11 protein-coding genes and 1 pseudogene are annotated in these 12,273 nt (G+C 39.8%); 10 read left to right on the top strand and 2 right to left on the bottom strand.

Going from position 1 to position 12,273, the window contains the following annotated elements:
• Positions 1 to 20: 20 nt before the first annotated feature.
• The 5 genes from AMS66_RS03740 to AMS66_RS03760 all read left to right on the top strand — a co-directional run bounded on the left by AMS66_RS03740 (position 21) and on the right by AMS66_RS03760 (position 3,972).
• On the top strand, positions 21 to 257 hold the full coding sequence (locus tag AMS66_RS03740) for a hypothetical protein (RefSeq protein WP_053779509.1): 237 nt from the start codon (positions 21 to 23) through the stop codon (positions 255 to 257).
• A gap of 126 nt (positions 258 to 383) precedes the next feature.
• A complete protein-coding gene (locus AMS66_RS03745; RefSeq protein ID WP_053779510.1) occupies positions 384 to 611 on the top strand; it encodes a hypothetical protein in 228 nt (75 codons plus the stop codon).
• 209 nt (positions 612 to 820) lie between these two features.
• Entirely contained in the window at positions 821 to 1,456 is a 636-nt protein-coding gene (locus tag AMS66_RS03750) for a hypothetical protein (protein WP_053779511.1), read from the top strand.
• Entirely contained in the window at positions 1,456 to 1,842 is a 387-nt protein-coding gene (locus AMS66_RS03755) for a hypothetical protein (protein ID WP_160319661.1), read from the top strand. Before AMS66_RS03750 ends, AMS66_RS03755 begins: the two co-directional genes overlap by 1 nt.
• Positions 1,843 to 2,712: 870 nt before the next feature.
• A complete protein-coding gene (locus tag AMS66_RS03760; protein ID WP_236703160.1) occupies positions 2,713 to 3,972 on the top strand; it encodes a hypothetical protein in 1,260 nt (419 codons plus the stop codon).
• Between the two features lie 974 nt (positions 3,973 to 4,946).
• On the opposite strand, the gene AMS66_RS03765 is transcribed toward AMS66_RS03760, so the two are convergent.
• Positions 4,947 to 5,684: an SDR family oxidoreductase gene (locus AMS66_RS03765; RefSeq protein ID WP_053779524.1), complete on the bottom strand. Its 738-nt coding sequence runs from the start codon at positions 5,682 to 5,684 to the stop codon at positions 4,947 to 4,949.
• A 252-nt stretch (positions 5,685 to 5,936) separates the two neighbouring features.
• Here AMS66_RS03765 and AMS66_RS03770 point away from each other — a divergent pair, with 252 nt between their 5' ends.
• The 4 genes and pseudogenes from AMS66_RS03770 (at position 5,937) to AMS66_RS03785 (ending at position 11,342) form a co-directional block, all read left to right on the top strand.
• Complete coding sequence (locus AMS66_RS03770) at positions 5,937 to 6,767, top strand: helix-turn-helix transcriptional regulator (protein WP_053779513.1); 831 nt, start codon at positions 5,937 to 5,939, stop codon at positions 6,765 to 6,767.
• A gap of 443 nt (positions 6,768 to 7,210) precedes the next feature.
• Positions 7,211 to 8,544 (top strand): annotated as a pseudogene (locus AMS66_RS03775) (ISL3 family transposase).
• A gap of 1,005 nt (positions 8,545 to 9,549) precedes the next feature.
• Positions 9,550 to 9,690, top strand: coding sequence for a spore germination YkwD domain-containing protein (locus AMS66_RS32210; protein WP_144424403.1), 141 nt, complete (start codon positions 9,550 to 9,552; stop codon positions 9,688 to 9,690).
• Between the two features lie 380 nt (positions 9,691 to 10,070).
• Positions 10,071 to 11,342, top strand: coding sequence for a HEPN domain-containing protein (locus AMS66_RS03785; protein ID WP_053779515.1), 1,272 nt, complete (start codon positions 10,071 to 10,073; stop codon positions 11,340 to 11,342).
• 138 nt (positions 11,343 to 11,480) lie between these two features.
• On the opposite strand, the gene AMS66_RS03790 is transcribed toward AMS66_RS03785, so the two are convergent.
• A complete protein-coding gene (locus AMS66_RS03790) occupies positions 11,481 to 11,807 on the bottom strand; it encodes an MFS transporter (RefSeq protein WP_082350558.1) in 327 nt (108 codons plus the stop codon).
• A 16-nt stretch (positions 11,808 to 11,823) separates the two neighbouring features.
• Between AMS66_RS03790 and AMS66_RS33445 the strand changes: the two genes are divergently transcribed.
• Entirely contained in the window at positions 11,824 to 12,114 is a 291-nt protein-coding gene (locus AMS66_RS33445) for an MBL fold metallo-hydrolase (RefSeq protein WP_053779517.1), read from the top strand.
• Positions 12,115 to 12,273: the final 159 nt, after the last annotated feature.

Genomic DNA, 12,273 nt, shown 5'->3' on the forward strand with positions numbered 1-12,273 from the left:
AACTGTATCCGTATGACGGCATGAAAGGAGTCGACGTTGGATTCTACGGATTCGAGATTCCGAATCCGCTTGTCCGTTTCGGTGTTAAATACTCGGGTGGCATCATCTCAACTATGACAGGTTTCGCCATCGATTCGTTTGAAGAGAGCATCGTAGACTCGCAAGGACATGAAGTTCCGTACTACAGCGAACTGCAAGGCGATACGGTGTTCTTGTATCCGAAGGATGTTCTGAACGGTTCAGCGTCTATACAGTAAAGCTCGATTATACGCTGTATACAGAATCGCAGCTTCGCAGCAAGACCTGGTCGTTCAAGACTGGTAAAGGGTGTACCATACAGGGCTTATCCGGCCAATATGACGAATTGGTGCTGAATCCGGTCGATGCAGATCGTGGCCTCTTACGGCAAGAGCACATTTGGAATCCCGAAAAAAGCGATCTCCTACTCCAGCAGTTCGCCTGCCGATCTGAAAGTCTCGGCGGACGGCATGTTCGAAGGAGTTAAGCCCAGCAGATACAAGGTGAAGTTCAGTTCCGGTGTGGTGCGAGAGACGGTGACGGTCCGCGTATGTATTCGAGCGCCTCAAGAGCAAGAGCTACCCAGCAACTGATTCGACCAAGGTCAAAGATATCGCAGGACGCTCCGATCAAGCAGCGATCGAGTGGGCGCTTCGTTAGGGCGTGCCGGAGCGGACGCAAACGGCAAATTCCGCCCAGAAGATTCTGTGAGCAAAGCGCAATGCAGTTCCTCATCATGCTGCCGCAGCACCTACAAAGTCGATTTACATATGATGCTTTTATATGATTGGGGGAATGGAAAATGAAGAAATATGATCTCGATAGTATAGTTGATTCATTAATATTAAGAGACTATAAGCTTCCGATAAATTTGGAGGATCGTAATCCCCCTCTATTCGATATATTTAACGTTGCATTTCAACAAAGGCGCCATAATCGGAAATTGTTACTTCCAAATTTCGAGAAAAGCAACACCGTTCTTATATTATCTGACTATGGGGGAGAAGCTCCTAACAGTAAGTATCTAACATATACCTTTACGTTTGCTGACTATGATTTACTTAATGTTATATACCAAAGGGAGATCTTAAAGATCCGGGATAAGTACGGATTAAATAAACCGTATAAAGAAATATCATTTAAAGATCTACGTTATGGCCCAATTCAAAGAGCACTTAAAGAGTATCTACATGTAATGAATTGGGGGTTACATGGACTCGTATTCACTTTAGTCATTAGTAAAGAAGTCATCTCCATGTTTGGCGAAAATAATAAGAACGCTCTAAAAGAGTTGTCTAAAATGTTTGAACAGAATAATTTAGGAAAATGGGCACCTAAGAATGCTGAAAAAGTACAAAGAATTATCGGTACAATGGGGTATTTAACACATCTACTTATCCCAAATGGGAAGAAAATTTTTTGGATGACGATAGTATAATGGCTAATGATAGAATGTCTACAGCAGCGGCAAATATGTTTAGTAATGTTCTTAACTCATTGGAAGAAAAACGTGAATACTCGACTATTATCTATGCTAAACCTTGGGAGAAGGGCACAGATCCAGTGTTTCTAGATATCTTAAGTTTGTCGGATCTTGTGGCAGGTTCTCTTGAGCACTACTATACCAATAAAGGAAAGACAGGGAATGTAAGTTTTAACGAAGGTGCTAACGAAGTTTTGGGGTGGCTCGCAAATCACGGAGTAATGCTTAAGAAACAAACATTATTGATTGACTTTAAGGATGAACATTATCGGTATGGATTTGTTGATTTTAATTTGGCGGAACCATTGGAAAATGTGAAATATATTAATGTTTTATTATAATAGATCAAAGCCCACTTGTGACCGTGTCTACGAGTGGGCTGTTTTAAAAACAAAAACATCAGTACATAGAAGGGAACAAGACGTTTCAGCCAGTAGGGGAGGAAAAAATCTTAAGGTAGTGTATGAGGCAGCTCCCTGTGTAAATGAGACGGTATAACGAGATTGGCGTATTATAAGGTGGTCACAACAATGTTGCAATCCCCAGAACATGTCATTCATAATTACCTAAAAGGTTCACTGGAAATTAGTGCATTCGAAGGATCACTCGATGCACTCGAATCTATATGACTGTTGTTTGATATAAAGCTGCTACTATTGTAGAGGAAATTTGCAACCTCAATCATGTTACTTTGGTAAAGCAAATACTGAACCGAGGTTGCGGTTAATTGATAGAGGGCTCAGTTAAATAGTCTTATAAAATAGGGCGATAAGTAAATGGCTGGAATTGGGGCAGTAAAAGGACGTTCTCAGCTCGTAAAACCCAAAAAGGGATTGTCATTAAAGCTGAATACTGCAACCGAAAGAATTATGGATGTGAAGACTTCCATTGATAATTTAAAAGAGAGGAGAGAGATTTGTTTCATATTATGCGAATGAACACAGCAACAATAAGAGAAAAGTGGGTTAGGGAAGATTTGATCAGCATTAGGTGCAATATCCACCCAAAGATAATTACCAAGGTTGTATTAAGGTCCCGGTGAGTATTACATTGCTCCTAATCGACTACATAGATATGATATTTCTTTCCAAAAAGAGCTGACCTCGACAGCTTCTTCTGTGTTTTTCCGGCGACAAGTTCGCAATACATGAACTGCCATCGGAGTTATAATTGCGCCCTTCTTATACTAATATTTGAAAAGGAATGATAACTTGAAGAATAGAAAGTACCAAAAACAGAGAAAAAAATATGTAAACCAACTTATAGATATCATAGAAAATAGCACAGAGTATCAAGATTACATTGATTTGGACGAACGTTACAAGAGATTTGTCAAGTCCAAGGCTTTATTAAAAGTATGGGGTTTTTCTATCTTGGATACCTATGATAACAAAGCAATGAATCGACTCATTAAAAGAATTTCTAAACTAAACATGGAAAAATATCAAGTTACATTAAACTACAGGCCAAAAAAGATTAGAGATCTAAATTATTTTACTCTGCAATATGTAGGCTCGAGTCAATCCTCACTAGCAAAAATAGAGTTTTTAGATGACAGATTTATAAGAGAGATAACTGTATCATTTTCACAAGTAAACAATAATCAAGCAGTGGTTGAGTTTAAAATTTCCTTCAATAAGATTATGGATGATAAAATGTTCTTGGATTTTATTAAGAATAATAAAGAGTCTGTTTATAACAAAAAATTTATTGATTACTACAATCTTGATAATTTAATAAATACAAGGGATTTTAGTGAAATTTATAGGATGTTTAATGAATTAGTTGGCTTAATGGTACAATCTAAATTAATGGAAATAGCAGAACTTAATTATGGTTTATTATACAAACTACCATCACTAAAAGTCATAAATTATCCTAAAAACGTTTTTGACCAAGAAGCATTTAAGGATGTCTTTTTGAGTACAACATATGAGATACGCAATGGTGAGCAATACCTGATTACTGATATGACAAGATCTGACGGGTTAGAAATGGAGCTTTATTTTACAGGGAGAACTTACTCTCCTCTAACCTTTACAAGTATTTTGAGTATTTATAGAATGGATTTTTATTATTTTCTATTCGATAGGATAGAAGAATCCGAATTAAATCAAAAAATGAATAAGTACTTTAATCAAGCCAAAGACAATATCACTTCAAAAGATTATAAATGGCTTGTAAATAAAATTCGTGCGATTAACGACAACAAATTGCATATGAGTTCTCAGAAAAATGACAGAAGTGAGATTAGAGAGTGGAAAGCATTTTATGGAGGGGAAGAGATTGAACTTTATTTTGCAAACAATAAATATATTGAGAAATATAAAACAATTTATAGTGAATGTTTAGATCATATAAAAGTACTATACTCGGTCGGTAAAGAGAGCCTAATAATCAATATTGCAATATTGACTTTAGTTGCAACACTTTTAGGTATAGGTGTAACAGTTCTAATGACATTTCTTTGAATAGAGACGAGATAAGATTTAATCTTGTCCTTTTTTGCTGCCCAGAGACACTCATTATCTAGTTGGTGAAAGTCCAGACAAAACTAATTGGAAAATACAGGACAGACCGTAGGGTATCGTGTTTCTTCTAGTGTCGCGGGACAAGAAGATTTTTCCATTCAAAGTCGCTATTATAGCGGCTTTTTTGTTTTAAGGAACCAAGTTCTTGTCCCAAGCTGAGGACAAGAACTTACTCATGACCTTTATTAGTGCGACGACATGGGAGCGATCGATGCCTGGCTAAACACCGCTTATCATCGCGCGATTATATTGGATGAGCAATATACATTGGTCGGTATCGGGTTGAAAGGTGGTACTGCGTTCATGATGCCTTGAATCGGTCTGGTTTCGAAGTTGATGCTGATACAAACTTTGCGGATTCAACAGCAAAAGTTTTTTGACGGGAGTTGTATGATGAGAGTATGGGCAGTAGCGGGACTGTATATATTGAGTATACTTTGTGAGCTTCTGTGAAAAATAGTATACCAACCGCTGGTAACTATTCAAGTGCTACTAATTTGGGCTCTTCGGAACATGTAGTGGAAAACCAACCAACGTAATATGATTATTAAATCGGATTTTATGGTTGAACGATGATCCTGATTTATAAAAACATAAACCTTAATGACATGGAGGATATGTTGAAAAAAAGTGACAAAGTTACGTTTGAAGAAATAGAAACAAACGTGTCTGATGTCAGAAGAAAATAAAGTATTAGACTCGATAAGCGATCGAAGCCAGTCATGATTGCCAGCAGCAGCTCGATGCTTCTCAGTCTAATACTTATTATCTGATTTGATTCTATTTTGAGGACTCACACGATGTCACAGTCTAAAACTTATTTTTTAAAACCTGACGATTTTCAAAACGGCAAACCGCGTCAAATCAACAACTCCGGTCTAATACTTTATTTTACCCATACACCTACAAGAAGCTTAAACGAGAATAGAACCGCCATCCACGACAACGATCTGACCGGTAGAATAGTTCTCCCGCATTAAATATAAAAATGCTTCGGCACCATCCTCCGGTTCGCCGATTCGCCCAACTGGAAGTGATTCCCCTACATTTTCATACATTGTGTTCCGGTGTTCCTCAGGAACGTCATTCCAAAACTCGGTACGCATAATGCCGAAGCAAACGGTGTTGACGCGAAGCGGGCTCAACTCGACGGCCAACGCTCTGGTGAGCGACTCGACAGCACCGCATATGCTGGCTGCAACAGTAACTCCCTTCTGTGGACGAGCTCCGGCAACGCCGGAAGTCAACGTGATCGAACCACCCCGTCGGATGTTTCGACTACCATATTTGGCAGCCATAAACGCTCCCCAGTATCGCAAATTAAACAATTGCTGCGCTGTCTCGACGTCGGTGGTATCGAGATTTTCGATCATCATTGGGTCGCCGGCAGTGAAAACCAAGTGATCGAATTCCCCGATATTACTAAAAAATTTTCTAACCTGTTCCTCATTCGTCAAATCAACCGCATACCCCTCGGTACCTTCGGGCAAACGCGAAACGGCACGGTCAACTTTTTCTTTTTTACTGGACACGACAACCAGGTATGCCCCTTCCCGAGCGGCGGCTTCGGCAGTCGCAAACCCGATTCCGGACGTTCCTCCAAGAATAATAACACGTTTGCCTTTGAAACTATGCCCATGTTCGATCTGCATTGTTTTCACAATAAAAATCTCCTTCGTATTCGATATTTGGATTGACCTTGCCACAGCCGCGAACAGCCGATCAATGGGAAATTCGGTACAGCTTGTTTAATCTCCGGCTCCTCCTTAACAACGGACGATAACACGATTATAATCAGTCATAGAACCGATACACAGGTGTGCATTTATAGTACTGTTCCGGATACTATTGGCACGAATACTAGTATAAATACTATCACCAAATGGAGAGGAGGTAACATATTTATGAATGATGAAAGAAGACGTAAACAATTGGCTGATTTCCTCCGGTCACGTCGCTCGCGTTTATCCCCAGGAGAGATGGGTTTTCAGGTTGAAACGTCACGCCGCCGCACGAAAGGCTTGAGACGGGAAGAAGTGTCAAGTTTATCGGGTATTTCCTTGCCGTGGTATACAGCACTGGAGCAGGGCCGGGACATTCATGTGTCGGAGCAAGTCCTGGAAAGCTTGGTACGAACATTACGTCTTAACAGCGACGAACGCAACCATCTTCTCGTATTGGCCAATCATTCCCCGCTTCCGCAGTCAAAAGCGGATGATGCCGTTCCTCCTTCCCTGCAGAAGATTCTGGACAGGATGGGAACCTATCCGGCGTACATTATTGATAGACGCTGGAACGTTATCGCATTGAACCAAATATCGGATACGTTGTGTAGAGACTTCAGCCGAGACCCGGAGCTCGGAAGAAATATTCTTTGGCGTATCTTCGCGGTGGAGGACAGCAAGTTTCGCATCGTGAATTGGGAGAATGTCGCCTCTACGATGGTGGCCCATTTCAGAAGCCGGTTTGCCTTTTACATGAACGATTCGTGGTATCAAGAACTGGTCGACAAGTTATGTGACAGGAGCGAAGAATTCAGGACGCTATGGGAACGACATGATGTTTCCGATACTTTGGAAGGTGAACAAATAATCCGTCTTCCCGAAACTGAGCTGCTGACTTTCCGATACCATACTTTTAAAATCTCTGAGAGCAGCGATTTTGCAATGAGGGTGTTCACGCCAGTGTCAGAAGAAAATAAAGTGTTAGACTCGGAAAATATAGTTGTAGATTAAGAAAATAAAGTATTAGACTCGGTAAGCGATCGGAAGCCAGTCACGATTGTCAGCAGCAGCTTGATGCGCTCGATGCTTCTCAGTCTAATACTTAATTATCTGACTTGATTCTATTTTGAGGACTCCCTCGATGTCACAGTCTAAAACTTATTTTTTAAAACCTGACGATTTTCAAAACGGCAAACCGCGTCAAATCAACAACTCCGGTCTAATACTTTATTTTACTCATACATCTGACTGATGAATTCAATTTTTTAGGCACAGGACCATTGGTGGTAGAATTGGAGGATGTTGAGGGATGGGTGAGCAGCCAGAAATCAACGGTAGTGGTAAGTCTCTGATTGGCTACAAACTTATGTTGTAATTTTTCTCTGGTACGATCAAGATACTACTAGAAGTTTGAAATTCAAATCAGAATGTAACTACTACAAGAGGAAGAAAACATGGATATATTGAAGTTATCAAATTTTAACGTAATATGCATTGCTGAAAATGAATATGACTTTCAGATACGGGTGGTGACAAACTCTCCACCTTTAGTTTGTCCTCATTGCGGGTGCGTAGCGAACCTTTACAAGCACGATAACCGAGAGCAGTTGTGTATGGACTTACCTATCCACGGAAAGCGTGTAGGTCTTCTCGTAAAACGTCAGCGGTATCGTTGCCGTGAATGCTCTCAGACCTTCTGGGAACGCTTAGACCACACCGTAGATGAAAAGCGGAACTGTACGAAACTTTTGCTGTCCTACATTGAGAAGCAGAGCCTTAAACGCATGTTTGTCAGTATTTCCGAAGACGTTGGTCTTAACGAAAAGACAATACGCAACATTTTTCGTGATTACATTAATCGCTTGGAAGAGACATTGAGGTTTGAAACCCCTAAATGGCTCGGGATAGATGAAATCCACATTATTAAGCCCAGGTGCGTTCTAACCAACATCGAAGAACGGACACTGTTAGATGTTCTACCGAATCGGAACAAGGAGACAGTCGTACGATACCTCTCACGGCTTCCAAACAAGGCGAGAATCGCCTATGTCACTATGGATATGTGGCAACCGTATAAGGACGCTGTGAAGGCTGTGCTGCCAAAGGCAATTATCATCGTTGATAAGTTTCACGTTGTCCGTATGGCGAACCAAGCATTAGAAACCATCCGCAAACAGCTTAGAGAAGGTTTATCACCGAAAGTACGGCGTGGGCTTATGAACGACCGATTTATCCTCCTTAAGCGCCATAAAGAGCTTACAGAGATGGATAAGATTACGCTTGACCTTTGGACTAAGAATCATCCTTCTCTCGGCATTGCTTATGAATTGAAGGAGTCCTATTTTGATATTTGGGAAAGTGATACAAGACAAAAGGCATTTCTCAAATATCACGACTGGAAAGCCAAGGTACCAGAAGAACTCCAATCCGCTTTCGAGCCTCTTACAAAGGCTATGGCGAACTGGGAAACAGAGATATTCGCTTACTTCGACCACCGCATCACAAACGCTTATACTGAGTCACTGAACAGCCTCATACGTGTAATGAATCGTTTGGGCAGGGGATACTCATTTGAAGCTTTACGGGCAAAAATGCTCTTTATAGAAGGGCTTGTTAAGGAGCGTAAGCCTAAGTATCAAAAGCGTCTGGATGACTACGAACATCGGGAATATATTACCCAATGTTCGACAAGTGGCCTCCTGTCGGTTTAGTTCGTGAACATAGTGAACAGCTTCTTGGTATCGACATTTCCACCTTGGTTGAGAAATTGGAGAAGGGCGAATTATAAGCCCTTTTCCACCATAAAATCCGAATACCCCTAATTTGAAGCAGTAGTGCCGAGGGCCAAGTACTTGGTTCCTTTGCCGAAAAGGACAAGAACATTGTGTCATTTCGGATTAGGTAATTATCTAAACAGCATCATGATGGAGATCATGTGGCGAGAAAAGGTACATGAATTTAAGAATTCGAGTGAATAACGATTTGTATCAGGGATTAGGTTTTTCTGATCAAAGGTAAGGACTAGTTCATCGTTGATACGGTTGAGAACTTGTCACGAATGTTGATAAGAATCTTAATCTGTTTCATTAAGCTAACGGACAGATACTTTAATATTGTTTACAAATTCAACATATGTAACATATATAAAGGTTACGATTATTTTGATCTTATCTTAAGTGCTAGGATTTGAAACAATTTTTTATTCTCGATAATTTGGAAACAAACGACTTCTTAAATTCTTCGAAAACCGGAATTTCTTTAGATAAAAACAATGTATTATAAAAGTTGTAATTTGCTAAAGCTAAGAAAAATATTAAACCATGTAAACCAAATTGATCATTAAATATTTCTTCATAGCCAGTTATCACCTTCTCGTTCATAAGTAGAGGCTTCATAGTAATTATTGCAGTGGCTAGACCAGACAAATATAAAAAAATTTGATTAATTATCCTAAACCAACTAATGAAATCAGTTTTAAATATGTAGTAAAAAATGATATGAATGAGTGATGTTGAAATGAAAGAGAGCAGGGAAGCCAGTATGGATCCATAGAATATAGCTCTTATATTGTGTTTTGAAGTATCAATTATGGATTCTATTAAATCCATACCCCAAATAAAAGAAAATGTATAAATTACGAAGAATACTATTAGTAACAGTAGCCCCTTGATTAAAAGCCTAAACAAGTATTCAAACAATGATAACTCCTCCTTATAATATATCTGTACGACGAGGTTTAGTTTAGGTTTCGTTATTAGTTTGGTAAAAAGTAGCGAGGGACAATAACTTACTCATGACTTTTAATAGTGCAACGACACGGGAAGCGATCAATGCCTGGTTAAGCACCGCTTATCATCGCGAGATTTTATTGGATGACCAATATACATCGGTCGATATCGGGTTGAAAGGTGGTACTGCGTTCATGATGCCTTGAATCGGTCTGGTTTCGAAGTTGATGCTGATACAAACTTTGCGGATTCAACAGCGAGTTTTTTTGACAGAGTTGTATGATGAGAGTATGGAAGGAGAAGAGTGTCAAATAACCGGAAAGCTGCATAGGGAAATCAGGTATTTGGCACGCAACAGTCTACATATTGTGATATTTCACGAACAGCTTTGACGATTTGCAGGGAAGAATAGATGGAATAACGAAGGTGTAGATTATGTTAGAGTTTTGGATTGAGGATAGAGGGAAGGGAATCTCATCAGAAGAGCAGACGCTCAAGTAGCTCCAGAAAATGAAATCTCATTATCATCTTGAGATTCAGAGTCACGATAAGATATGAATAAGTTTAGAAAGAGGAAGTGAACTATATGGAAGTATTGACGAAAGAGCTAATATCCCTTTTTAAAGTAAACAAGCAGAGAGATATTTGGGATAGTTGGCTTGATGATGAGCCCACATGGGAATTTATTCGTGCTCTAGAATCGGATCTTCGGTTTAAAGATACTATGGATGTAGAACTAGCTGCCGACTTTTTGCCAAAATTATTTTATAATTTTGAGTTTCCATTGAAAAATAACATCCAGGAGAGCGAGGCAAATGAATTTCTTCAGCTATTGAGCAAGAATATGCTAATCAATATGTCTGATTATTGGATTGTAATTCCTTTGCTAAATGCGGAAGCTACACAGAATATAAAGATAAGTGATTCTATGTCAATACTAGCAGGAAAGCGTGAGGATAAACTTGGATCCTTATCCCAAATTATAGGTTTAAAACAGCATGAGGTAAATTCTCGGTTTAGACATACGGAAAAGTCTCGTTCCGCTGTTTTTCTTGAGGATCCTTTACTGGTAATCAAAGTCCATCATCAGCATAGGATTGCACATGAAAATGCAGTTGAAATTGCATACTATGCTGTCAACTTTATTAATGTTTTGTACTGGGGGTACATTGCTCCAACAATTAGAAAAGAGAATTTTAGGCGTTTGCGTATAAATGTTAGGAAGAAAGTAAATCAACACCTGGTTATACAGAATGTAAGTGATTCAAATTGGGGGCACCGACCTCTTAACTTTGAATATGACTGCAATTTTAAATTAGATTGGCTTAATGAGTACGAACATGGAAGCAAACTATTAGATTTAATGAATTTGGTTAGTTTTAAGTACCAACAAAATGAGTTGTCTGCTCGATTTTTGCGGGGGATACGCTTTTTTGTGAGAGGCATTAATGTGACAAGCGGGAACCGCTTCTTTGATGCAGAGTCAGATACTATATTACTACTGAATATAGCAAGTGAGTGTGTACTAATTAAAAGCCAGGAGGAACAAAACAAATCACGTAAAATTAAAGGTAGGCTTTCTAAGCTGGGCAATATTGAGGAAGTAGATATAGAAACCAGGAAGCTAATCATTGGACGAATGAGTAATTTAAGGGGGAGCTATGTGCATGAAGGGCTCTCCAATGTAATTGATCATAATTTGAATGGTTTGGGAAATCTAACTGAACTTGAGGCTTATAAAAAAATAGTCGCAAGGTTCCTCAGTCGCGCATTTGAATTGACAGAAGATTGTCGCATGCAAGCTACAGTTAATGGAAACGACATTGAAGAAATCTGGTACCAGTCGTTTCAAGCCTGAGAATCCTCTAACCACACCAATGAAAGTTACTGTACTACGAAGAAATCTGACTTTATTACCAATGAGTGTTACAATATTCGCAGTAAAGCTGAAATTCGCCTATATGAATCATTCACTCCACAGAGAATGGCAATTATTCTAATGGATAATCCAACCCCAAGCTGTCAGAGCAACAGCAATGTATCCAAACGCTTCATTAAGTCCCATTGCGAGTCCACGGCGGCTTGGGCCCACCAGATCAATTTTCATGACCACAAGTGTCGACCAGGCCAGCCCCTGATTGATACCCAACAGAACATTTGCCGCTATAATCCAAGACCAGCTTGGCGCGAAGATAATGAGAAATGGAACGGGTATAGCAAATAACCAACCGATAACCAACACTTTTTTTCGTCCCCAGCGATCCGAGAAGCGACCAGCAAAGTTTACGGACCTTAAGAGGGGAAACGAACCCTGGTTTGTCATTAGTGGTCATACACTTATGATTGGGGATGTGGGACGTACAGAATTTGCATCAGAACTGGAAGAGGGAGCAGCGCAGCTCTACCAAAGCTTACAACAAAAATTGTTGGCATTGCCTGATCATCTGGAAGTATATCCAGGTGCGTTCTCAGGGTCATTCTACGAGCGAGCTCCACGGCTGCAGGTCAAGCGATCGATCGAGCATCTAAAATTGGGGGGCATTATAAATGAGCAAAAAACTGGAGGCCAATGGATTATTTTCCTGTGCCTTCGAAAGATCCTGGGCAAAGAGCTGCGATTCCAGCTATAATTCCGTCAACAGATGTCGCGGGACAAGAACATTGTTCCATTTAAAGTCACTATTATAGCGGCTTTTTGGTTTTAAGGTACTAAGTTCTTGTCCCAAGCTAAGGACAAGAACTTAGTACCATTGCCGAAAAAGACAAGAACATTGTGTCATTTCGGATTA

Origin of the sequence: Paenibacillus xylanivorans (assembly GCF_001280595.1) — a bacterium.
GTDB lineage: Bacteria > Bacillota > Bacilli > Paenibacillales > Paenibacillaceae > Paenibacillus > Paenibacillus xylanivorans.